Origin of the sequence: Hydrogenovibrio thermophilus, assembly GCF_004028275.1 — a bacterium.
Classification (GTDB): Bacteria; Pseudomonadota; Gammaproteobacteria; order Thiomicrospirales; family Thiomicrospiraceae; genus Hydrogenovibrio; species Hydrogenovibrio thermophilus.
Window position 1 is genome coordinate 464604 of record NZ_CP035033.1, and the last position, 22631, is coordinate 487234.

21 protein-coding genes are annotated in these 22631 nt (G+C 49.1%); 16 read left to right on the forward strand and 5 right to left on the reverse strand.

Annotated features, from left to right (window positions below; all coding sequences use genetic code 11):
- The first annotated feature begins 77 nt into the window (after window positions 1-77).
- From EPV75_RS02155 to EPV75_RS02180, 6 genes are all read left to right on the forward strand, one after another.
- Window positions 78-1466 (forward strand): MFS transporter, encoded by a 1389-nt coding sequence (locus tag EPV75_RS02155; protein ID WP_029939605.1) that lies wholly within the window; start codon window positions 78-80, stop codon window positions 1464-1466.
- A gap of 72 nt (window positions 1467-1538) precedes the next feature.
- Window positions 1539-2138: a single-stranded DNA-binding protein gene (gene ssb / locus EPV75_RS02160; RefSeq protein WP_128384304.1), complete on the forward strand. Its 600-nt coding sequence runs from the start codon at window positions 1539-1541 to the stop codon at window positions 2136-2138.
- Window positions 2139-2317: 179 nt separating this feature from the next.
- Window positions 2318-3658: a site-specific integrase gene (locus EPV75_RS02165; RefSeq protein ID WP_128384305.1), complete on the forward strand. Its 1341-nt coding sequence runs from the start codon at window positions 2318-2320 to the stop codon at window positions 3656-3658.
- Entirely contained in the window at window positions 3655-5229 is a 1575-nt protein-coding gene (locus tag EPV75_RS02170; RefSeq protein WP_225972371.1) for a site-specific integrase, read from the forward strand. Before EPV75_RS02165 ends, EPV75_RS02170 begins: the two co-directional genes overlap by 4 nt.
- Window positions 5222-7282, forward strand: coding sequence for a hypothetical protein (locus EPV75_RS02175; RefSeq protein ID WP_128384306.1), 2061 nt, complete (start codon window positions 5222-5224; stop codon window positions 7280-7282). Before EPV75_RS02170 ends, EPV75_RS02175 begins: the two co-directional genes overlap by 8 nt.
- Window positions 7282-7713: a hypothetical protein gene (locus EPV75_RS02180; RefSeq protein WP_128384307.1), complete on the forward strand. Its 432-nt coding sequence runs from the start codon at window positions 7282-7284 to the stop codon at window positions 7711-7713. Before EPV75_RS02175 ends, EPV75_RS02180 begins: the two co-directional genes overlap by 1 nt.
- Window positions 7714-7886: 173 nt before the next feature.
- Here the strand turns inward: EPV75_RS02180 and EPV75_RS02185 are convergent, their stop codons facing one another.
- Complete coding sequence (locus EPV75_RS02185; RefSeq protein ID WP_128384308.1) at window positions 7887-8864, reverse strand: IS30 family transposase; 978 nt, start codon at window positions 8862-8864, stop codon at window positions 7887-7889.
- A gap of 575 nt (window positions 8865-9439) precedes the next feature.
- Between EPV75_RS02185 and EPV75_RS02190 the strand changes: the two genes are divergently transcribed.
- Complete coding sequence (locus EPV75_RS02190) at window positions 9440-10054, forward strand: hypothetical protein (protein ID WP_225972372.1); 615 nt, start codon at window positions 9440-9442, stop codon at window positions 10052-10054.
- A 1-nt stretch (window position 10055) separates the two neighbouring features.
- On the opposite strand, the gene ispB is transcribed toward EPV75_RS02190, so the two are convergent.
- On the reverse strand, window positions 10056-11021 hold the full coding sequence (gene ispB, locus EPV75_RS02195; protein WP_029939608.1) for an octaprenyl diphosphate synthase: 966 nt from the start codon (window positions 11019-11021) through the stop codon (window positions 10056-10058).
- Window positions 11022-11283: 262 nt separating this feature from the next.
- On the opposite strand from ispB, the gene rplU reads away from it, so the two are divergent.
- From rplU to EPV75_RS02240, 9 genes are all read left to right on the forward strand, one after another.
- Entirely contained in the window at window positions 11284-11598 is a 315-nt protein-coding gene (gene rplU, locus EPV75_RS02200; RefSeq protein WP_029939609.1) for a 50S ribosomal protein L21, read from the forward strand.
- A gap of 91 nt (window positions 11599-11689) precedes the next feature.
- Window positions 11690-11947, forward strand: coding sequence for a 50S ribosomal protein L27 (gene rpmA, locus EPV75_RS02205; protein ID WP_029939610.1), 258 nt, complete (start codon window positions 11690-11692; stop codon window positions 11945-11947).
- A 142-nt stretch (window positions 11948-12089) separates the two neighbouring features.
- Window positions 12090-13136: an Obg family GTPase CgtA gene (gene cgtA / locus EPV75_RS02210; RefSeq protein ID WP_128384309.1), complete on the forward strand. Its 1047-nt coding sequence runs from the start codon at window positions 12090-12092 to the stop codon at window positions 13134-13136.
- A gap of 3 nt (window positions 13137-13139) precedes the next feature.
- A complete protein-coding gene (gene proB / locus EPV75_RS02215) occupies window positions 13140-14270 on the forward strand; it encodes a glutamate 5-kinase (RefSeq protein WP_128384310.1) in 1131 nt (376 codons plus the stop codon).
- Between the two features lie 237 nt (window positions 14271-14507).
- Window positions 14508-14798 (forward strand): co-chaperone GroES, encoded by a 291-nt coding sequence (locus tag EPV75_RS02220; protein WP_029939613.1) that lies wholly within the window; start codon window positions 14508-14510, stop codon window positions 14796-14798.
- Window positions 14799-14839: 41 nt separating this feature from the next.
- Window positions 14840-16480 (forward strand): chaperonin GroEL, encoded by a 1641-nt coding sequence (groL, locus tag EPV75_RS02225; RefSeq protein ID WP_127120164.1) that lies wholly within the window; start codon window positions 14840-14842, stop codon window positions 16478-16480.
- 430 nt (window positions 16481-16910) lie between these two features.
- Window positions 16911-17960, forward strand: coding sequence for an N-acetyl-gamma-glutamyl-phosphate reductase (argC, locus tag EPV75_RS02230; protein ID WP_128384311.1), 1050 nt, complete (start codon window positions 16911-16913; stop codon window positions 17958-17960).
- A gap of 87 nt (window positions 17961-18047) precedes the next feature.
- On the forward strand, window positions 18048-18389 hold the full coding sequence (gene erpA / locus EPV75_RS02235) for an iron-sulfur cluster insertion protein ErpA (RefSeq protein WP_029939616.1): 342 nt from the start codon (window positions 18048-18050) through the stop codon (window positions 18387-18389).
- A gap of 89 nt (window positions 18390-18478) precedes the next feature.
- A complete protein-coding gene (locus EPV75_RS02240) occupies window positions 18479-19663 on the forward strand; it encodes a citrate synthase (protein WP_128384312.1) in 1185 nt (394 codons plus the stop codon).
- Between the two features lie 109 nt (window positions 19664-19772).
- Here the strand turns inward: EPV75_RS02240 and EPV75_RS02245 are convergent, their stop codons facing one another.
- The 3 genes from EPV75_RS02245 to EPV75_RS02255 form a co-directional block, all read right to left on the reverse strand.
- Complete coding sequence (locus tag EPV75_RS02245; protein ID WP_225972373.1) at window positions 19773-20891, reverse strand: anhydro-N-acetylmuramic acid kinase; 1119 nt, start codon at window positions 20889-20891, stop codon at window positions 19773-19775.
- Window positions 20884-22158 carry a M23 family metallopeptidase gene (locus EPV75_RS02250; protein WP_225972374.1) on the reverse strand — a complete coding sequence of 425 codons (1275 nt, stop codon included), beginning with the start codon at window positions 22156-22158 and terminating at the stop codon, window positions 20884-20886. Before EPV75_RS02250 ends, EPV75_RS02245 begins: the two co-directional genes overlap by 8 nt.
- A 161-nt stretch (window positions 22159-22319) precedes the next feature.
- Window positions 22320-22547 (reverse strand): sulfurtransferase TusA family protein, encoded by a 228-nt coding sequence (locus EPV75_RS02255; protein WP_029939620.1) that lies wholly within the window; start codon window positions 22545-22547, stop codon window positions 22320-22322.
- Between the last annotated feature and the right edge of the window lie 84 nt (window positions 22548-22631).

Genomic DNA, 22631 nt, shown 5'->3' on the forward strand with positions numbered 1-22631 from the left:
ATAATGCGTGCTATTTTTGAAAAACCATGGAACGGCCGGGCTGGCCGCCAACAACGATAAATGACAGGATACCATAAATGTCTGAAATGAGCCGTCGCATGAGCCCGACGGAAAGGCGCGCCGCTTTTTCCGTTGCCGGAATCTTCTCCACCCGAATGCTGGGTCTGTTTATGATTTTCCCGGTGTTCGCCTTGTTCGCGCACGAAGAGTTCGAAGGGGTGACCGCAACCCAAATCGGGATTGCGATGGGGATTTACGGTTTAACGCAGGCTTTTTTGCAGATTCCGTACGGCATGTTGTCGGACCGGTTCGGCCGGAAGCCGCTGATCATTCTGGGCATGTTGGTGTTTATGGTCGGTTCGATCGTGTGTGCGTTGGCCGATTCCATCGAAATGATGATTGTCGGGCGGGCGTTGCAAGGCATGGGCGCTGTGGCCGCGGTTCTGATGGCGACGGTGGCGGATTTGGTGTCGGAACAATTCCGGTTGCGCGCCATGTCGATTGTCGGCATGACCATCGGCCTGTCGTTTACGGTTTCGTTGGTGGCGGGGCCAATGTTGGGCGAGCTGTTTGGTGTGCGGGGCATTTTTTGGGCCATAGCAGGCCTGGCTGTTTTGGGGGTTCTGTTGGTCATTTTTATGGTGCCGAAAATTTCCAATCAGACGTTTCAGCGTGAGGCCGAAGCCGACCCGAGTCAATTCAAGGATGTGATTAAAAACCCACAGTTGCTGCGTTTGGACATCGGGGTGTTTGTTCTGCATGCCATCTTGACGGCGATGTTTATCGCCGTGCCGTTCTTGATTCGCGATACTGCCGGCTTGGATTCGTTGCACCACTGGGAGTTGTATTTGCCGGTGATGCTGCTGTCATTTGCCTTGATGGTGCCGTTCATTATCCAGGCGGAGTCGAAAGGCCGGATGAAGCCGATTTTCGTCGGTGCGGTGCTGACGGTGAGCTTGATGCAATTGGCGTTGTTGTATGGCGCGGAAGGTTTCTGGTCGATGTTCGTGATTCTGCTGGTGTTTTTCACGGCGTTTAACTTACTGGAAGCGAGTCTTCCGTCTTTGGTGGTGAAATTGTCGCCGGCGGATAAGAAAGGCACGGCCAGTGGTGTCTATTCCAGCAGCCAGTTTTTAGGCGCGGCCTGCGGCGGTGCCTTGGGTGGCTGGTTCTACCAATTGTATGGTATGGATGGCCTGTTTTTGTTTACCGCCGGAATGGGATTGGTTTGGTTTGCCGTCGCCGCGACGATGGTGAAGCCGTTGCCGTTGAGCATCGCGTCGGTTCCGTTTACCGGTGTGTTGAGTGAGGCGGATCGCGACGCTTATACCGCCAAGCTGTTGTCTTACGATGGTGTGCATGAGGTGGTGTTCATGCCGGACGACCAGCGGGTCTACTTTAAGGTGGACCGCACTCGAATTGATGAAGCGGGCCTGATTGACTACCTTGAAAAAGGCCTTGCGTAAGTTATATCTTTTTTACGTCAAACAGGGTATGATTTCCCGATTAAAGGATGAAAGAATTTTTTGGAGTAAAGTATGGCGCGTGGAGTAAATAAAGTCATTTTGGTTGGTACCCTGGGGCGTGACCCTGAGGTGAAATACGCTGCAAACGGTAATGCGATTGCCAACCTGAATGTCGCCACTTCCGAGCAATGGACGGATAAGGCGTCCGGTCAAAAACAGGAAAAAACCGAATGGCACCGTGTGGTGATTTTCGGTAAATTGGCGGAAATTGCCGGGCAATATCTGACCAAAGGCTCACAAGTGTATTTGGAAGGCAAATTGCAAACGCGTAAATGGCAGGACCAAAATACCGGGCAAGATCGTTACTCCACGGAAGTTGTCATCGACTTTAACGGGCAAATGCAGATGTTGGGCGGCGGGAGCCGTCAGTCGGATGCCCCTTACGATAACGGCTTCGGTGCACAAGGCGCGCCACAGATGACACAACCGAATGCCATGGGCGGTAACCCAATGGGTGGTGCACCGCAACAGCAAGCCGCACAGCCGAACTACGGGCAACAGACGCCTCAACAGGGTTTTGGTGGTGGTCAGCAGCCAAATAACCCGGCTCCGGCGCAACAGGTTCCGGCTTATACTGCCAATGACTTCGACGATGATGATGTGCCATTTTGACCTTTACAATAAAGTAAAGTGTAGACAAAAAAAGATGGAGTATGTCGTAAAGCCCCTAAAAAGGGGTTTTTTTATATCTGAAGGTTTTTAAGTTGTCGAAAAATGTTGATAAAAAGCATTGCAGAGTTATTTGTAATTTGATACAACTGAGAAAGTTTATGAAAAGTTAGGCTGTTGCGATGAAAGTCGAAAACGTTATCTTTGAATCAGGGGAACGGTTTCCAATGCTCATTGATGAGGATGGCGTGCCTGATTTCTGGACAACGCTTTACACAAGCCAGCGGCTTCGTCTTTCTCATACTCAGAGCTCTATCATTGCTTTTCTCCGAAGCATGATCCATTTCCAGAAATGGCAGCAAATCCAGCAGCGAGATGTGATTGCTGAATTCAGGCAGCAGCGACTTGTGAGTTTGAATGACATCGAAAGCCTGAAAGAATTTTGCAGTCTGTCTGATGAATATGTCAGCAAAGCGCTTCACGCTAAGCCAAAGCGTAAAGTGGTGAAGATGAACGATTTCAGGCTCCCTTCTTCGCCACTAAGCATAGTAGGCAATGATCTTCAGAAACGACGCTTACATGACATTGCTGTGTTTTTGAATTTTGTGGGGCGAGAAATTTTAAAGCGTAAGAACAACGCTGCCACCTTGCTTGAGTTTAATGAAAGCATGCTCAAGTCCTTCAAATCCTTCTACCCCAGAAGCCGCAACAAGTCATACAGAGCAAGACTTGAGCAGGCAAGCAAAGAATCCTTCGAAGCGTTTATCAAGGTTTTTGATCCTGAGTCAAAGGACAATCCTTTTAAAGGGTATGACAATAAGCTGAGAAACTACCTGCTCGTACAGTTGCTCTACTGGACAGGAGCCCGTTCAGGCGAAATCATTTCTTTGACAGTCGATGACGTCGATTATGACATTGAGCACCCATCAGTCACCATCAACAGGCGTCATGATGATCCGTATGATTCCAGAAAGCTTCAGCCTGTCACCAAAACAAAAAGCCGAAAAGTTCAGATTCCACCTGCGCTGGTGGATGACCTTGATTACTACATCAACAAGGTCAGAAGCCGCTATCGCCAATCAAAAAAACACCCCTACATCTTTGTCAGCCATAAGGGTAAAACCAGTGGCCAGCCGATTTCAGATGTGACCTTCAATAACCGAGTGATCGGCACCGTCAAATCAATCAATCCAGAGCTGTTTAAGCTGGTCAGGCGTCATGGTTTTCGTCATTACTTTAATGAAAGATTGTCTGACCAGATTGATGCTCACAATAAACGCATCGATGGTGAGATTGCCGAGGCAGAGGCGCAAGGGCTGACCGAGCAGGTCAAACAGCTCAAGTCGAGGAAAATTTCGCATCAGCAGGAAGTGGATATGCGAGCGGACCTGATGGGACATGTCAGTAAAGACTCTGCTCGCCCTTATCTTGAAAGGCATGTGAAGAGAAAAGCCAACCAGGTTCATAAAGAAATGATGGAACAAATGAGTCGTACCGTTAGAGAGCAAGGAGAGCGCCCGTGAAGCCATTAGCCAGTCAACCAGGCCAGCCAGGAAAGGTCGATATTCGAATATCCAAGATGGGGTATGAGTTTGATGTATACAACGATTTTTGGGAATTAGATAACTCAAAAAAAATTAATTGGCGATTGGTGAAAAAGCTGAACTTGGATAAAGATCTTGAAGAAGGCTTTAGAAGGGAGTTAGCCGTTTTTGCCTCTGAGCATTCAGCTTATTACACAGTCAACACTTTCGATTGGTTTAAAAGGATTTTTGTTGTTACTGAAGATAGCAAGTTAAAGGTATCAACGATTCAAAACTATCTTTCTGAGGTTGGTGCAGATGAATACAAGCTTGGGTCAGTAAAAGCTTTTGTTTTGGACTGCTACGACAAGGGCTATCCAGGCATATCGAGCGATGTCGCAAAATTTCTCGAATCACTTCACCTAAAAGGGAATGAAAAGGGTAAAGCGGTATCGAAGGGCTGTCCACATAGTGGTGCTTATACCATGCAAGAACAGCAGAGCATTCTTGAGTGGGCGGTCAACGCATTCACTGATGATGAACTTAGTCTGGAGGAGTATGCTTGGTTGATCCTAAGTATGTATACCGGAGCACGTCCTGTGCAATTAAGAGCGCTTGCTAGAGAAGATTTGTTATTTGATAAAGCGATCAGTGGAGAAAATCAATATCAACTTCGCATTCCCGTTGCAAAGCAGCGTTCTACGAAGTTCCGAGAAGAGTTTAAACAGATTGAGATCGATGAAGATTTAGCGCTTTTGCTTTTTAATCAATTTGAAAAAACAAAAGCCGAGATCAAGAAGCAAGTGAATAAAGACCTACCCAAAGAGCTGGAGAAAAACATTCCAGTTTTCCCAAGCCAACAGGCAATTAAAAGCATTCGCTCTTATGAAGAAGCTAAAGCCACGCTTTTAGGTCAAAACAGACCGGATGTGTTATTTATGACTTCATCAGGTGCTCGGAATCTGATGAATGCGGTTTCCAAAAAATGCATGGCTAGAACCGAACGACTAGAAGGTGAGTTCATTAAGCTGACCTCTCGAAGGTTCCGCTATACGCTCGGCACAAATGCTTTCAGGAGAGGGCTAGGTGCTTACCATATTGCAGAAATTCTGGGCCACAAGGACATTCAAAACGTGAAGGTTTACACCGAGAACACGCATGAGGTGGTCGACCTAATTGACGAGGCAATGGCACCAGTGTTGGCTCCCTTGGCCCAGGCATTTGCTGGAACATTAATTGAAAGTGAAAGAGATGCCATTCGAGCTAACGATCCAAGAAGCCGAATAAAAGCCGGAGATGGTTCTGGCGTGGGTAACTGCGGAGAGTTTGGTTTTTGCGCCTCAGGAGGCCGTCAGTGCTATTTATGTACAAAATTTCAACCCTGGGTACATGGCCAACATGAAAAAGTATTGCAATCGGTTTTGGATGAGCGGGAAACACTGCGAAAACGAGGGGCAAGCGAATTTGTGGTCCAGTCTACTGACCGGCTTGTTATGGCGGTGACACAAGTGGTTCAACTTTGCCAGGAAGCCAAGGAAGAAGAGTCCGTCTTGGAGGTGAGTGATGAGTAATGTTGTTTCCATTTGGCAGCCAAGTCATGAAAGAGAGGGTCGTAAAAACTTGCTAGAGTTTGTCCGGTTCGCAAAAAATGAACTGACGCTCTATTCAGACCAGGAAGATGATTTTGGAAAAGGTTGGGATGCTGTAAAGTGGCGTACAAGGCATGCCAGGCCTGTGGCAATGGTTTTTGGGTTTGGCTCCAGTTACTACACTGTTGATGAGCCATTCGAGCAGCCATTTATGGACTTTGCCAAGGCGTTTGTGAGGCAAGAGCAGTCAATCGATGAAAAGGTAAGCGTTTCAAGCTGGATCTATGTCTTAAGGTTGGTATACAGGTCTTTACAGGCTCAATACCCAGGGAAAAATACAGATATCTTAGATTTCAATGCAGACACACAAGTGTCAGTTGAACATGCAATCAGAACAGCCTCAGTGGCGGACAAGAAGAAATACCACTACGGCGGTAAGTTTGCTAAATTTAACCAGTGGTTGTTTGACAAAAAAATCATTTTAACTCTTCCAGAATGGCAAAACCCTTTCAAAAGAGGGGTAGATAAAATAGAGCAACTGGATGAGAGCTCTAAGAAGTGGAGAGACGAACGTTGCCCCTCTCAGCATGTAATGTTCACTTTGGCAGACTGTTTTGCGAAAGCAGAGACAGTCAAAGATCGCTATTACACGAGCATAATGGTGCTGTTATGTTTTGCCCCTGGCAGGGCCAGTGAAATTGCCAGTCTGACTGTCAACTCCCTTCAAGAGGAAGAAGGCCGATTTTATGTCTCCTGGTTTAGTGAAAAAGGGTTTGGTGATACCAAAAAGTGGGTTCCAACGGCAATGGTTGATGTTGTCAAAGAAGCGTTCAATCGGTTGATTGAGATAGGCGAACCTGCCAGAAAAGCCGCAAAACATGCTTATGATTATCCAGATAAATTCATGATTCACTCAGAATGTACAACTCCTAAGGACTATCCTCAAAATAAACCGCTCGGAGCCATTGATTTTGCGAATGCATCAGGCATCCAAAGTCCTTCACCTAGAAATAAGAACGTAACGACAAAGGTATTTCGGCAACAGTGGGTTAAACAGCTTTTAGAAAAAGGCGAACCGACTTACCACGATCTGAATAAGCTGGTTCATAAAAAATATAAAAAAAAGGACTGGCCAGACAACCCAATGTCTGGCAGACCCGTTTGGGAAAATCTATGCTTGATTCGTGAGTATGAAGCCCATGCGTCTGCCCCCACTAAGCTATATAGCTGGGTCATGCCATCGGTTAATGAAATCAATTCTCAAATAAAGAAACGAACGGAAGCAGTATCAACCCTCTGGGAACGCTTTGGCGTGAAGGATGAGGACGGTTCAGAAATTAGTTTGACCTCACACCAGTTGAGGGTGTGGTTGAACACGCACGCCCATGATGGCGGCATGAGTGATTACCTGTTGGCACAATGGTCAGGTCGAGCTGATATTGAACAAAACAAAGCCTATGACGCTCGAACTGAGGGAGAAAAAGCAAGATTAAAAAATGAAATCATGAATGCAGATCAAAGCAATGGGCCATCGGCTCTGACGATACATCGTTCAAAAAGCCCGGTACCTTTGTCGAAGTTCGGCATTAATCGCACAGGGGTTGCGGACTTTACCGGACTGGGCTTTTGTGTTCATAATTTTGCTCAAAGCCCATGTACCAAGGCAGGAGAGTGCGTGACCTGTAAAGACCACGTTTGCATGAAAGGGCTGCCTGATACTCTGGAAAATTTGGAGGAGCTGGAAAAGCTTGTCGCTGAGCAATTGGATGTAGCCAAAGCTGCCGCAGATGACCATACTTTTGGGGCTGATAGGTGGGTCACTCATCTTGGGTGGAAGTTGGCGCACCTTAGAACTATCATTGCAGGAATGAAGGATGAAAGTGTCAAAGATGGAACCTTGATACGAATCCCGGTTGAACATGATCCGAGTCCTACAAGGCGAGCGCTTGAGGCAAAAGGCGAGACCACTGAGCTGCAAGAGGAAGACGAAAAAGCTTCTTTGGACCTTAAAAAGCAAATGCTGGGAATTTTCTGATGCCGAAAATAATCATCGGAGATGAAGAAAAAAGGCAGATTCTGTCCATCATAGACGCCTGGTCAGGAAGATTAACCTGGGACGCTTTGTGCGAGCGAATTACACGGGAAATGAAACTCGATGCACCACTGTCCAGGCACACCTTGTTTCGATATGATGAAATCAAGCTGGCGTTCAAAGAAAAAAAGAAATCCCTCAAGGGGCAACCACTCTCAGAGCCCGAGATCGAAGAAAGAGACCTTGCCAAAGCATATGAGCGAATCAAGTCTCTTGAGAGCCAGAACAGACGTTTAATTAAGCAGGTGGAGGCATTTCAAGAGCAGTTCGTGAGGTGGCAGAATAACCTCTATCGCATGGGGGTTGATATGGATAAGCTTTCAAGTGAGCTTGATAGACCCTTGGTTGATAATAATCGGAGTGGGCAGAAATGAATTTTCTCTGAAAAGGTTAAACCGCTGATATAGACGCTTGCCGCAAGAACTTCCTACGAACTCCTGAAATTAAATGCGGAAAAATATGCACATTTAAGTCAAATTTTCTAACTTTTTTGTGCCAAACTATTTAGCAAAAAGAGAGTTTTCGTGTCACAAATAAAATCCTGGATTCAAGTATTAACTGCAACACCCAGCTTTAATTTCTCAGCTTTCAGCATTTCCAGCGGAGACTGAAACCCGTGTCGCTTTCTGGGCCGATGGTTGAGCTTGTCTTCAACCCTTTGTATTTCTTCGTCTGTCACATCTTCAAAGGCCGTACCTTTGGGGAAGTACTGGCGAATCAGACCGTTGGTATTCTCATTCGTGCCACGCTCCCAGCTATGATACGGGCGTGCAAAAAAGAATGAACAATCCATGGCCTGGCTGACCTTGTGGTGATGCGAGAATTCTTTACCGTTATCTGAAGTGGTGCTCTTGACCACCATGCCCGAGAACGCATCAATCATCGCACTGGCAGTCAGCTCTGCCGTAGAGCGCATGACTTTCCGAATGCGGCTCAATCCGGTTTTTCGCTCAACCAACGTAACGAGCGTAGCCAGGCGTTTTCCCTGCACTGAGTCGGCCTCCCAGTCGCCCAGACGTTGGCGAGTATCAACAACGTCAGGCCGCTGCTCAATGCCGACCCGACCGATGATCCGGCCACGCCGATCCTGACTGCCATAGCGCCGCCGGGTTTTACGAACCTTGTGGCGAAGGTGCTTGTAAAGTTCGCCACCCTGAGCCTTGTCACGCAGCAGATACTGGTAAATCCATTCATGGCTGACTGTGACCGAATGCATTCTTGCCAGGTACCCCGATATCTGCTCAGGCGACCACTGATACTGCGTCAGATAATAATGCACCTGCTCAATGAGCCAGGCGTCTGTTATTCGTTGTTTATCAGCGTTCTTGCGCCGATCGTCTGCCTTATCCTGTGCCATCGGTGCCCAGTATTTACAGGGCGATTGCCGATTGCGTCTGAGCTCTCGGCTAATGGTTGAGGCGGCTCTGTTTAAGGCTTTGGCAATCTGCCTTAAGCTCAATCCCAGTTCAAAATGAAACTGAATATGGTATCGTTCTTCAATGGTCAACTGTCTGAACCGTGTCATCTTTGGCACCTGAATGTTTTGTGTGGGAACAACCATTCTAGGGCAGTTGGCCTCCACATCATTATTTTTCAGGTGTTGCGGTTATTATCTGAATTCAGGATTTTAAATCCTTTTTGAATTTATTTTATTGGATGTTTAAAATCTTTTTAAAAAAGATATGAAATTTGAATTATTTTTATTTAAACATTATTGTTTTTTGTATGATGTTAACTATCAATAGAATAGTTTGCGTGGGATTTGGGGTGTCCTGAGCTAGAGAAGAGGGTTGCTTTCTGGGTGAGTTGCGAATGTTGATAAAAACCTCAGGTTTGCCGAAAAAGCTGGTTTTTGTGAACATTCTCAGAGATTTTGTTGATCAAGGCTTATGTTAACCGGTTGAAGAGAAAGATAATTTCACGAAAGAGCGGTCAGGTTTTGTAAAAATAACCATTTTAAAGGTTGATGCTTGTCTAACCGGTTGTTATAAAAGGGCCTTTTTAGGCCCTTTTTTGTTTCTGCAGGAATGATGGTGTTTTTTGTTTAATGCTTTGGTGGATTGGCCGATACCTTCTATAGAGGTGTCTAGGATGAATAAAATGGAAATTAGCCCAGCGTTAAGATATTTCTTTAAGAAGTTGGAGCGTAAGTCGGAAGAGTTGCGCCAGGTTCACCTTCTGGAGAAAGACTTGAAAAAAACCGTGCCGTTCGACGAGGTGGAGCGGTTTGCGCGCTCGATTATGACTCAGAATATTTTCATTTACACCGTCGGTGTGAATGGCAAGCGGGAATCGACCATTTTGACGAAGGCGATGTTCAGTATCAATAAAGTGGTGCGTATCTATTACAGTACCAGCTTTGATGAGAGTCAGCAGGGGTTCTTGCGGTTGAGCCCGGATGTCGATCAGCAGTTGATTCTGGTGGAGCGTTTGCATGGCTTCCGGCCAAAGCCGGAATTGCTGTACGCCAGTAAAGACGAGTGTCACGTGATTCGATTTTTCGTTAACTGGCTGTTACGCCGAATCGATTGGGATAAAACCAAAATCGATAATCTGGACCTGTATAAACGGTTTGTGGATATTGAACGCAAGGAACTGGAAGAAGCGATAGCCGCGGAAGAAGCCGAGCGCGAGCACCACGAATTGCAGCGGACCCTAGACAAACATTTTGGCAGCAACAATAAGCATAAAATGCCGTCGCGTTTGCGTCAGTAATTCAGTGGTTGCGGTTAACGGCTAAGTCGGCCAGTGACAATAAAGCGGTTTTTAGTGGTGAATCCGCCAAGTCATTCAAAGCCGCTTTGGCTTTGTCCGCTTCGGATTGCGCTACGCTTTGAGTAAATGCTAAAGCGCCGGAATTTTGAATAATGTCGGTGACTTCCTGAAGCAACGCAATGCCGTCGGTTTCGATGGCGCGGCGAACCAGCGCTTTTTCATCCTCGGAGCCGTTTTCCAGAATGTAAATCAACGGTAAGGTTGGCTTGCCTTCGGCTAAATCGTCCCCCAGGTTCTTCCCCAACTCATCGGCATCCGCCATGTAATCCAGTGCATCATCGATTAATTGGAAAGCGGCTCCCAAGTGGCGCCCATAAGCGGCAAAGCCTTCTTCCAGATTCGGTTTGTTTGCCAGAACCGGCCCGAGCAGGGTGGCGGCTTCAAAGAGTTTGGCCGTTTTGCGGTGGATGACTTCCATATAGCGTTCAGTGGTGGTGTCGGCGTCGTGGCAGTTCAGCAATTGCAATACCTCGCCTTCGGCGATGACGTTGGTGGTTTCCGACATGATTTCCATGACACGCATCAGACCGGGTTCCACCATCATTTCGAACGAGCGTGAATAAAGAAAATCCCCCACCAATACGCTGGCGGCATTGCCCCAGACTTCATTGGCGGTCTTGTTGCCGCGACGGGTTTCGGATTCGTCCACCACGTCGTCGTGCAGTAGCGTGGAAGTGTGAATGAATTCGATGACGGCGGCCAAGGTCAAGTGATCTTGTCCGTCGTAGTCGCAGGCGCGGGCGGACAATAATACCAATAACGGCCTTAAACGCTTTCCGCCACTGTTGACGATGTAATGGCCAATTTGGTTGATAAGCACGACATCGGAAGCCAGGCGAGACAGAATCAATTGGTCGGTGGCCTGGATGTCGGACTGGATAAGTTGTCGGATTTCAGAAAGCGTCATGTATTTTGTTGTATGTGTTACTTGTTAGTCTCAGAGAGGCAAAGTTTAGTATGAAACGGACGGGAAGCAAAGTTATAAATCGGTTTTTTCGGTAATCCGTAGGCCAGCCGGGATATTTAAAAAGTGTTTGAAATTATTTTATAAATTATTTCCGATATGGGGTTTGACCTCTAATATAAAAGGTTATATAATCCCGCCTTTGCCGTTACTGACGGCGTGAATAACAGAATAAATGAATATTTGAAACCGGGAGTTTCCAAGAATGTATGCGGTAATTAAAACCGGTGGTAAGCAATATCGTGTTCGTGAAGGTCAGGTTCTACGTGTTGAATCCCTAAATGCAAACGAAGGGGATAAAGTAGAATTCGATCAGGTCATGATGGTTGGTGAAGGTGCAGACGTTAAAGTAGGTGCGCCTCTTGTTGAAGGTGCCAAAGTTGCGGCAACCGTTACAGCAAACGGTCGTGGTAAGAAAGTGACAATCATCAAGTTCCGTCGTCGTAAGAACAGATCACGTTCTAAGCAAGGCCATCGTCAAAATTATACGGAAGTTGAAATCACAGGAATTTCAGCGTAATTTCGGACTGATTCAGTCAGTTTTGAATTAGATTAATACAATCTGAGTTGTTTCTGAGTAGGGAGCAGACAGATTAACAGGAGATGTCACCATGGCTCATAAAAAGGCTGCAGGTAGTACTAAAAACGGTCGCGACTCTAATGCTCAGCGACTAGGCGTTAAGCGTTTTGGTGGTGAGCAAGTTCTAGCGGGAAGCATTATCGTTCGTCAACGTGGTACTAAGTTCCACGCCGGTGATAATGTTGGTCGCGGTAAGGATGACACTTTGTTTGCAAAAGCGACGGGTGAAGTTGCTTTCGTTACCAAAGGTAAGCCTCAACGTACTTACGTAACAATTAAAGCCGACTGATTCCAGTCTGCCAAAATTGTTGACAGAAAGCCCCGCGAGTCGGGGCTTTTTTATTTCTAGGTTAAGGTGATTGGCTGGGCTAAAATAAACAGCATTATCTCGCTCGGTGCGCCTTAGGACAGACACATTAGGATTTCAAATCATGCAATTTGTTGATGAAGCCAATATTCGGGTAGTGGCCGGTCGCGGTGGAAACGGCGTGGCCAGTTTTCGGCGTGAAAAATACATTCCGTTCGGCGGGCCGAACGGTGGTGACGGCGGAGATGGCGGCAGTATTTACTTGATTGCCGATCGCAACATCAACACCTTGATTGATTTCCGTTATACCCGAGACTATAAAGCCCAGAACGGCCAGGCCGGAATGGGGCAGCAAAAGACCGGTCGAGCCGGGGAAGACCTGATTATTCCGGTCCCGGTCGGCACCATCGTGCGCGATTTGGATACGCAAGAAGTGATTGGCGACCTGGTTGAGCACGATCAGGTGTTGCTGGTGGCCAAGGGTGGCCGCCACGGTCTAGGGAATGTGCATTTCAAAAGCAGTACCAACCGTACGCCGCGTCAATGTACCCCGGGTGAACCGGGTGATGAGCGTAACCTTGGGCTGGAGTTGTCGGTGTTGGCGGATGTCGGTTTGCTGGGGTTGCCGAATGCGGGTAAGTCCAGTCTGATTACCGCGGTCTCCGCCGCACGTCCGAAGGTCGCGAATTATCCGTTTACCACGCTTTACCCGAATTTGGGGGTGGTGCGGGTCTCGCCGGAGTCGAGTTTTGTCATTGCCGATATCCCGGGGCTGATTGAAGGCGCATCGGAAGGCGCGGGGTTGGGTGTGCAGTTCTTGAAGCATCTGTCGCGAACCGGTTTGTTGTTGCATGTGGTCGATATCGCCCCGATTGATGATTCCGATCCGGTTGAATCGGTGCGCGTCATCGAAAAAGAGCTGGAAAAGTACAGTGAGGCTTTGGCTGGAAAAGAGCGTTGGTTGGTGCTGAATAAAACCGATCTGCTGCTCGAAGAAGACGCCAGCGAACTGTGCAACGATATTATCGAGCAGCTGGGGTGGCAAGGACCGGTGTATGCGATTTCGGCCGTGAATCGAACCGGCACCGAAGCGTTGATGAAAGAGATTGCCTACGGGTTGGAGCAAAATCGTTTGAAAGCCTTGGAAGAAGAAGGCGACGAAGAGTCATAGAAAATGGTCACACGTTCAAACATTCACACAAAATCGCGCCGCTGGGTGGTGAAAATCGGCAGCGCTTTGCTGACCAACGACGGTAAAGGCCTGAATCAGGCCGCGTTGGCGAATTGGGTGTCGCAGATGGTGCAGCTGAAAGAGCAGGGTATCGAGCTGGTGATTGTGTCTTCCGGTGCGGTTGCGGAAGGGATGCAGCGTTTGGGTTGGACCAAGCGGCCGTCCGAAATCAATGAGTTGCAGGCCGCCGCCGCAGTCGGGCAGATGGGGTTGGTGCAGGCTTATGAATCCGAGTTTGCGAAAAATGGTATCCGCACCGCGCAGATTCTGATGACGCACGATGACCTGTCGAATCGTGCCCGTTACCTCAATGCCTCCAATACCATTCAAACTCTGTTGGAGCACCATGTGGTGCCGATTATCAACGAAAACGATACTGTCGTGACCGATGAGATTCGTTTTGGCGATAACGATACCTTGGCCGCTCTGACCGCGAACCTGGTGTCGGCAGATGTGTTGGTGATTCTGACCGACCAAAACGGATTGTATAACGATAATCCGCGCACCAATCCGCACGCTACGCTGATTTCGGAAGCGGAAGTCAGCCGTAAAGATATCGAAGCCATGGCCAGTCCGGAAGGCGGAAGTCTTGGCAAAGGCGGGATGTACACCAAAGTGATGGCGGCGAAACGCGCGGCGCGTTCGGGAACGGCGACGTTTATTGCGTCCGGTCGGGAAGAGAATATTTTGCCGCGGTTGCAGGCCGGAGAGAATCTTGGCACCTTGTTGATTCCGGATTTAGAGCCTTTAACCGCGCGTAAGCGCTGGTTGGCCGGGCATCTTCAGGCCAAAGGGCAGTTGGTGTTGGACGACGGCGCGGTAAAAGCGTTGCAATCTTCCGGCCGAAGCTTGTTGCCGATCGGTGTCAAAGCGATCGACGGCGAATTTCAGCGCGGTGAGATGGTGATTTGCGTCAATGAAAAAAACCAGGAAGTGGCGCGGGGGTTGGTCAATTATCCTTATCATGAGGCCGAGAAAATCATCGGTCATCCCTCTTCGGACATTGCCGGTTTGCTTGGCTATTCGGAAGGCGAGTTTTTGATTCATTGCGATAATCTGGTTTTGGTGGATTAAGCCGCCATTCACATTCGGTCGAAATATCTCTTCTCATAAAAACGCCCAGGCCTGGGCGTTTTTGGTTTTTTACGGAAATTTTCCGCTCCATTCCTTGAAAAAAAAATAACTGCCCCCATAAGGCTTGACAGTGACAAACCGATTTATAAAATAATTAGCACTCTATGTGGTAGAGTGCTAATTATTGAAAACTTAGTAATCTAGTACCCTCATTTATCAAATGTTTAGGAGAATCCTATGAAAATTAAACCGTTGCATGACCGTGTGGTCGTTCGTCAAGTTGAAGAGCAAAAAGAAACGGCCGGTGGCATTCTGCTACCTGGTTCCGCTCAAGAAAAAGAAAACATGGGCGAAGTGGTCGCTGTTGGGCCTGGTAAGGCCGCCGATAATGGTTCCATTATCGCGATGACGGTCAAGGTTGGCGACAAAGTGATGTTCGGTCAATATTCCGGTCAGGAAGTGAAAGACGAAGACGGGCAAGCTTTGAAAGTGATGCGTGAAGACGACATCATCGCAATCGTTGAGTAATTTAAGCATTATTGAAACGTTTTAATAGAAGGATTTGAAAGATGGCAAAAGACGTAAGATTGGGCCTAGACGCCCGCGAAAAAATGGTAGAAGGGATCAATGTCCTGGCGGATGCGGTTAAAGTAACCTTGGGGCCAAAAGGCCGTAACGTGGTTCTTGAAAAATCATTCGGTGCCCCAACCGTCACCAAAGATGGTGTCTCCGTTGCACGTGAAATCGAATTGGAAGACAAGTTCATGAACATGGGCGCGCAAATGGTGAAGGAAGTTTCTTCTCAAACCAACGACGTGGCCGGTGACGGTACCACCACGGCGACCGTTTTGGCACAATCCATCGTTCGTGAAGGGATGAAATCGGTTGCGGCCGGTATGAACCCGATGGATTTGAACCGTGGTATCCACAAAGCGGTGGAAGCGGTTGTTGAAGAAATTCAAAAAATGTCCGTACCGTGTACCACAACCGATTCGATTGCTCAGGTTGGGACTATCTCGGCCAACTCCGATGCGTCGGTTGGTAAGATGATCGCCGATGCCATGGAAAAAGTATCGACCGAAGGTGTGATCACCGTTGAAGAAGGTTCTTCATTGCACGACGAACTGGTTGTGGTTGAAGGGATGGAATTCGATCGCGGTTACCTATCACCTTACTTCGTGACCAATCAGGAAAAAATGGTTGCGGAGCTGGAAAACCCATACATCCTGCTACACGACAAAAAAATCTCCAACATCCGTGATTTGTTGCCTACCTTGGAAGCGGTTTCCAAAGCCGGCCGTCCATTGTTGATTATTGCGGAAGATGTTGACGGTGAAGCCTTGGCGACATTGGTTATCAACAACATGCGCGGCATCGTGAAAGCCACGGCCATCAAAGCGCCTGGCTTCGGTGAGCGTCGTAAGGCGATGCTTCAGGATATGGCGGTCTTGACTGGTGGTACCGTGATTTCCGAAGAAGTTGGTTTGACCTTAGACAACGTGACCTTGGACATGTTGGGTGAAACCAAGTCTGCGGTCGTTGGTAAAGACAGCACGAAGTTGATCGACGGTGCCGGTTCAAAAGAAGACATCGATGCACGTTGTGCGCAAATCCGCTCTCAAGTGGAAAACACCACATCCGATTACGATAAAGAGAAGCTGCAAGAACGTTTGGCGAAATTGTCCGGCGGTGTTGCGGTGATCAAGCTGGGTGCCGCGACCGAAGTCGAAATGAAAGAGAAGAAAGATCGTGTTGACGATGCGCTTCACGCGACTCGTGCCGCGGTTCAAGAAGGGATCGTAGCCGGTGGTGGTGTGGCCTTGGTTCGCGCCCGTTCTAAAGTGAAAGTGAAAGGTGATAACGACGAGCAACAAGTCGGTATCGAAATCGCTTTGCGTGCTATGGAAGAACCAATGCGTCAAATCGCGGCCAACTGTGGTCTGGAAGGTTCCGTTATCGTCAATAAAGTAATGGAATCCGACGGAAATATGGGCTTCGATGCCGCTTCTGAAACCTATGTCGATATGCTGGAAGCCGGTATCATCGATCCGGCGAAAGTCACGCGTTCGGCCTTGCAAAACGCCGCTTCCGTCGCTGGTTTGGTCTTGACGACCGGCGCGGCGATTGCCGATCTGCCTGCGAAAGACGGTGGTGCGGCCGATGCGGCAGCAGCAGCGGCCGGAATGGGAGGCATGGGCGGCATGATGTAATTTTTCGCCTAGGGCGTTCAAATTTCAGCGATAACCGCGTTGGGTTTGAACTTCCAGTGCTCATGGACTTAAATGTCCACGGTGCGCTGGTTTCAAATCCGCCTTGTTCTCATCTAAAATTTGTACCGCCTAGGCTGAAAAATCATTTCAGCTCATTCTCAAAGGTCAGCTTATGCTGGCCTTTTTTATTGGGGGCGCATCGATAAGTCGTTTAGGCGCGTCGAATCCCCCAAGTTTTCGCCAAAAAAATTTAAGAGCCCGCTTTGTGCGGGCTTTTTTGTGCCTGCCATTTGGCTCGGGTTTTTGAAGAATTGGCTAGGCCTAGGGTTTTGTTTGAAAGGGCGTTATGCTTTGAAAGCGAAAATGCTAAAATATTGATCTAATCACTTTGTAACAAAATAAACCGGCATCTGTGCCGAATGGTTGAAACATGGAAAACGCAACAGTCAAAATAGGAATCGTTGGTGGAACCGGGTATACCGGGGTGGAATTATTGCGCTTGCTGGCCAGTCACCCGAATGCGGAGGTGGTGGCGATCACCTCACGAAGCGAAGCGGGCATGCCGGTAGCGGAGTTGTTTCCGAATCTGCGCGGTCACTATGATTTGGCGTTTTCCGAGCCGTCGCCGGAAGTTTTGAAAGGTTGTGACGTCGTGTTCTTCGCGACCCCGCACGGCGTGGCAATGAGTATGGCCAAGGAGTTGATGGCGGCCGGTGTGAAAATCATCGATTTGGCGGCGGACTTCCGGATTGAAGACATGCAGGCCTGGTCAAAATGGTATGGCATGGAACATGCCTGCCCGGATGTGATGCCGCAAGTGGCCTACGGTTTGCCGGAGCTGTTCCGGACCGATATTCAGCAAGCCAAGGTAATTGCCAACCCGGGTTGCTACCCGACCAGTATTTTGCTGGGTGCCGTTCCGTTTTTGAAAGCAGGTTTGGTCAAGCTGGACGGAATCGTCGCCGATGGTAAGTCCGGCGTCAGTGGTGCCGGGCGGGGAGCGAACGTCGCCATGCTGGGGGCGGAAATGAGCGAAAGCTTCAAAGCCTATGGTGTGGCCGGGCACCGTCACTTGCCGGAAATGTTGGAAAAATTACATCAGCAAGCCGGCGCCCCGGTGGATTTGACCTTTGTACCGCATTTGGTGCCGATGGTGCGCGGGATGGAGTCCAGTATTTACATGACCTTAGCGCAAGACGTGTCTCAAGCCGAGCTGCAATCGGTGTTGGAAGCGGCTTACGCCGATGAGCCTTTTGTGGATGTGATGCCGGCGGGGAGTTTGCCGGAAACACGGATGGTGAAAGGCTCAAATATGTGCCGTTTGGCGGTGTATCGTCCGGAAGGCGGAAATAAAGTGGTGGTGTCTTCCGTGATCGACAATCTGGTGAAAGGTGCGGCCGGGCAAGCGGTTCAGAATATGAATGTGCTGTGTCATTTGCCGGAAATCACCGGATTGCAACAGGTAGCATTGATGCCTTGAATCCGGCTCTTCGCGGCGGCGATGATTTACTGACGATGCCGCGGGCTTTTGTTACAATTAAACTTTGCGATAAAGTAGGAGGCGATCATGTCTGAAATGCCTACCCCGGTTAACTTCACCGAAGCGGCTGCGTCAAAAGTCAGTGGCCTGATTGAGGATGAAGGCAACCCGGATTTGAAATTACGAGTTTACATCACCGGCGGCGGTTGCTCCGGTTTCCAGTACGGTTTTACGTTTGACGAATCTCAAGCGGAAGACGACACGGTGGTTGAGAAAGAGGGTGTCAAATTAATGATTGACCCGATGAGTTTTCAGTACCTTGTCGGCGCGAAAATCGATTACCTTGAAGATCTTCAAGGCGCACGATTTGTCATCGAGAACCCGAATGCCACCACAACCTGTGGCTGCGGTTCATCGTTCAGTGTTTAAAATTCGATAAACACTTTATTTAACGGCACGATTATTCTCCGGTCATCCCGGCTTGTGGTTGTGTCCGAAATCATTTTCTAGGGTAAATTATGGAATACATTCCTGGTCTGGCAGGCGTGCCTGCAACAGAGTCTGAAATTTCTTATATCGACGGTCAAAAGGGCATTCTGACCTACCGTGGTTACAACATCATGGAACTGGCGGAATACTCTTCCTTCGAGGAAACCACGCTTTTGTTGCTGTTTGGCAATCTGCCGACGGCCGGTGAATTGGCGGATTTCGAAAACCAGCTCCGTAATGCCCGCCGCGTGAAATACAATCTGCGCGAGATTATGAAAAACCTGCCGGCTACGACGCATCCGATGCACATGCTGCAAGTCGCGGTGGCCAGTTTGGCCAGTTTTTACCCCAGTACCGAGTACATGAAGGGCGGGACGGAAAACCAGGCTTATATCAATGAAGTGACGGTGAACATCATTTCCCACATGGGCACCCTGGTCGCGATGTGGGAGCACATGCGCAACGGTTACGATCCAATTGAGCCGCGTAAGGATTTGACCTACGCGGAAAACTTCCTGTACATGGTGACGGGCGAAGAGCCGGATAAGGATTGGGCGCGGTTGCTGGATGCTTGTTTGATTTTGCACGCCGAGCACACCATCAATGCGTCGACCTTTACCACCATGGTAACCGGTTCGACCTTGGCGAATCCGTGCTCGGTTATTTCCTCGGCGATTGCGTCTTTGTCCGGTCCGTTGCACGGTGGTGCCAATCAGAAAGTCATCGAAATGCTGGATGAAATCGGTTCGCCGGAAAACGCGCGTCCTTACATTGAAAACCGTCTGGCGGAAAAGAAAGTGATTTGGGGCATGGGGCACCGTGAATACAAAACCAAGGACCCGCGGGCTACGATTCTGCAAAAATTGTCTTCCGAATTGTTGCAGAAGAAGAACGATGCCGGTTCCCTGAGCCAGGCGTTTGCCACGGCGATGGAGGTGGAAAAGGTCTGTGAAGAGTTATTAAGCCATAAAGGTGTTTACCCGAACGTCGATTTTTATTCCGGCATTCTGTACAAGGAAATGGGCTTTGACGCCGGTTTGTTCACACCGATTTTTGCAGTGGCGCGTTCTGCTGGCTGGATGGCGCACTGGCGTGAGCAGCTGCAGAACAACAAAATCTTCCGTCCGACACAGATTTACACCGGTGCCGGCAATTCCTGCTACTTGCCGATGGAAAAACGCGGCGAATCCCATGCGCGGGAAGCCGCTGAGTAATCCGAAACGTGTTTCCGTTTACGTTTAAAAAAGCCGCTCATTGAGCGGCTTTTTTATTGGTCAAAATCACCAGGCCTGGTGATATTTATACTTAACAACGCATGTGATGTTAAGCGTGCCAGATACCGCCCAATATCGAATCGCGTTTGGCGCCGGTAATGCTGGCCAGCGGAATGGGCCGGTTCAATAAGCGCTGTTGAGCGAGCCAGGCGCACATCATCGCTTCCATAGCATGGGGGTGAATGCCATAATCGGCGGTGGTTTTAACCGGATATCTCAGGCTGTGTTGCAAGCGGTTCAGTAAGGTTTGGTTTTCGGCACCGCCGCCGCAAATCAGCACTTCTGTCGGGGGCTCGGGCAAGGTTTTCAGCCCTTGAATCAGTGTCTCGACGGTGAGTTGGTTGAGTGTCGATAACAGGGCTTTCGGGGTTGGTTGTTCGGAACTGAAAGAGGTCAATTGCCGATTCAACCAGGCCTGGTTGAAATAGTCCTTTCCGGTGGTTTTGGGAGCCGGCTGGGCAAAGTAGTCGTCCGTCAAAAGCTGCGCCAGTAATCGGTTGTCCGGTTCGGTTTGTGCCGCCAATTGCCCATTGGCATCGTAGTCGCATCCAAAATGCTGGCGGCAGATGTCATCCATTAAGCCATTACCTGGCCCGGTGTCGAAACCAAGGGTGTCACTTGGCGACAGGTAGCTGATATTGGCGATGCCGCCGATATTGATGACCGCCAGACGTTCAGTGTGCGCAAACAGTGTGCGGTGGAACGCTGGGGCCAGTGGCGCACCTTGGCCGCCGTTGGCGAGGTCGTCGATGCGAAAATCGGCCACGGTGGTCACAGCGGTTTGTTTGGCAATAAAGGCCGGGTGGCCGATTTGCAAGCTCATCGGAATGTCCGGCGCATGGAAAACAGTTTGGCCGTGGCTGCCGATGGCGGTCACGGTTTTCGATGCTGTGCCGGTTTGTTCCAGTAGCGCTTGGGTGGCTTGGGTGAACTGCATGGCCACATCGTGTTCCAGTTGGCACAGGCTTTTTAAACTGGCTTGCGGTTGTTCGTTGAGTTGATTTAAGGCTTGTTGTAAGGCTTGCGGGTAAGGATAGGTCAGAAAGCCTTTTAGGGCGATGTTGCCGTCTGAGAATTCGACCAAGGCCGCATCGATGCCATCGAGACTGGTGCCGGACATCAGTCCGATGTAGAGACCATCCACCGGACGGTCACTGGCGTTATTCAAAATTGGACACCAACTGGGTGTGCGGGTTGAGGCGGTCCATCTGGGCCGTCATCAAACCGGCGTATTGATCGAAACGGGCGCGGTACTGTTTCGGTACTGGGCCGGCGTCCGGGAATTTGACTTTCAATGGATCCACGTGACGGCCGCTTTTGCGGAATTCATAGTGCAAATGCGGGCCCGAAGCCAAGCCGGTTTGACCGATGTAGCCGATGGTATCGCCCTGACGTACCCAGTCGCCTTTTTTGTATTTGCCGAATTTGGACATGTGGGCATAAACAGTGGTGTATTTTCCGGCATGCTTGACGAAAATCACGCGGCCATAACTGCGGCTCCAAGCCCGTTTGACGATTTGGCCGTCACCAGTGACGTGAATCGGAGTGCCGATCGGTCCGCCGTAATCCACACCGCGGTGAGCACGCCATTTTTTCAAAACAGGGTGGTAGCGCTTTGGTTTGTAGCGGGAGGTGATGCGTACATAGTCCACCGGATTACGTAAAAAAGCTTTACGTAAATTGCGACGGTTTTCATCGTAATAGCCCACTTTTTCATCGTTGGCGTCTCGTAATAAAAAGGCGGTATGGCGTTCGTTACCGGCGGTGGTGATTTCGGCGGCGAGAATGTCGCCGTCACCGATGTATTGACCGTTGATGAAATGTTTTTCGTAGATGACTTTGAACGGGTCGCCTGGGCGTAGCTGGCGAATGAAGTCGATTTCCCACGAAAAGATATCCGCCAGGTTCATAATGGTTTTGGCGCTGAGTCCGGCTTCGGTGCCGCTCAGGTAAAACGAATGTTGGATGGTGCCGGCGGCGGTTTCCACTTTGGTTTCCACCGGATGTTCGATTTTTTGAATCAAAAAATCATCGTTGTCTTGGCGGATTAACTGGTAGTGGGTGGCATCGTGTTTCGGGTAGAGGATTTTCTGCAACTGGTTCTGCTGGTCGGTCCAGATATCCAAGGCATCGCCGACGCGCAATTGCGTCAACCATTCACCGTGTTGAGTGGTAGCGATTTTAAAACTGGTGCCGGCCGGAATGCCGAGGGCGTCGAGTGCTTGCGACAGGCTGCCGTTTTTCTGAATGGTGATATGGTGTTTATGCCAGCCGTTATCGGGCGTTTTGTCGGTGAGGTGAGCGGTATCCGTGAGCGGCGGAAGAGGGAGTCGCTGCTTCTCCGCCGGTTGGGAGGCGGTGGCGAACTGCACGACAAACAAGAAAATCAGTGTCAGTAACAGTATAAAATGTAAGCTTGCTTTTAACTGGTTCACTAGTCTTTCTAAGTGTTTGTAAATCGGTTGAAAAACCGATTCAATACCTGCTCTAAAAATGCGTTAAGCCTGATTATACCTGAACAAAAACCGGAAATACCAGTCTTAATCGTGAAGATATTCTACCTGTTTGCGGTTTTTGACGAGGTTTCAAGCCGAAATCAGCCGACTTCGACTTCAATGTCGCAGCCGTAATCCGTTGGGTTTGCGCCAATGAACGGGTGCTTGTTGACCTTACACCAGCTACGTATGTCCTTTTCGGCGCCCGGGTCGGTGCATTCGATAATCAGGCGTTCGCCGGATGATGACTGGCGAACGCTTTGCTGCAATTTAATCACCGGCATTGGGCATTTGAGGCCTTTTGCGTCAATCCGCTGTGCTTCGGGCATTTTTTTGTCCAATAAGTTGTTATAATTAGCGGTATTTTACGTCAGAAAGGCCGGGGTTTTGCGTAAATTGTGATGCGGTGGCTA

Bases quoted from the DNA above. Each gene is read 5' to 3' on its own strand.
- EPV75_RS02155 (WP_029939605.1), top strand. From the start codon at position 78: ATGTCTGAAATGAGCCGTCGCATGAGCCCGACGGAAAGGCGCGCCGCT.
- ssb (WP_128384304.1), top strand. From the start codon at position 1,539: ATGGCGCGTGGAGTAAATAAAGTCATTTTGGTTGGTACCCTGGGGCGT.
- EPV75_RS02165 (WP_128384305.1), top strand. From the start codon at position 2,318: ATGAAAGTCGAAAACGTTATCTTTGAATCAGGGGAACGGTTTCCAATG.
- EPV75_RS02175 (WP_128384306.1), top strand. From the start codon at position 5,222: ATGAGTAATGTTGTTTCCATTTGGCAGCCAAGTCATGAAAGAGAGGGT.
- EPV75_RS02180 (WP_128384307.1), top strand. From the start codon at position 7,282: ATGCCGAAAATAATCATCGGAGATGAAGAAAAAAGGCAGATTCTGTCC.
- EPV75_RS02185 (WP_128384308.1), bottom strand. From the start codon at position 8,864: ATGACACGGTTCAGACAGTTGACCATTGAAGAACGATACCATATTCAG.
- EPV75_RS02190 (WP_225972372.1), top strand. From the start codon at position 9,440: ATGGAAATTAGCCCAGCGTTAAGATATTTCTTTAAGAAGTTGGAGCGT.
- ispB (WP_029939608.1), bottom strand. From the start codon at position 11,021: ATGACGCTTTCTGAAATCCGACAACTTATCCAGTCCGACATCCAGGCC.
- rplU (WP_029939609.1), top strand. From the start codon at position 11,284: ATGTATGCGGTAATTAAAACCGGTGGTAAGCAATATCGTGTTCGTGAA.
- rpmA (WP_029939610.1), top strand. From the start codon at position 11,690: ATGGCTCATAAAAAGGCTGCAGGTAGTACTAAAAACGGTCGCGACTCT.
- cgtA (WP_128384309.1), top strand. From the start codon at position 12,090: ATGCAATTTGTTGATGAAGCCAATATTCGGGTAGTGGCCGGTCGCGGT.
- proB (WP_128384310.1), top strand. From the start codon at position 13,140: ATGGTCACACGTTCAAACATTCACACAAAATCGCGCCGCTGGGTGGTG.
- EPV75_RS02220 (WP_029939613.1), top strand. From the start codon at position 14,508: ATGAAAATTAAACCGTTGCATGACCGTGTGGTCGTTCGTCAAGTTGAA.
- groL (WP_127120164.1), top strand. From the start codon at position 14,840: ATGGCAAAAGACGTAAGATTGGGCCTAGACGCCCGCGAAAAAATGGTA.
- argC (WP_128384311.1), top strand. From the start codon at position 16,911: ATGGAAAACGCAACAGTCAAAATAGGAATCGTTGGTGGAACCGGGTAT.
- erpA (WP_029939616.1), top strand. From the start codon at position 18,048: ATGTCTGAAATGCCTACCCCGGTTAACTTCACCGAAGCGGCTGCGTCA.
- EPV75_RS02240 (WP_128384312.1), top strand. From the start codon at position 18,479: ATGGAATACATTCCTGGTCTGGCAGGCGTGCCTGCAACAGAGTCTGAA.
- EPV75_RS02255 (WP_029939620.1), bottom strand. From the start codon at position 22,547: ATGCCCGAAGCACAGCGGATTGACGCAAAAGGCCTCAAATGCCCAATG.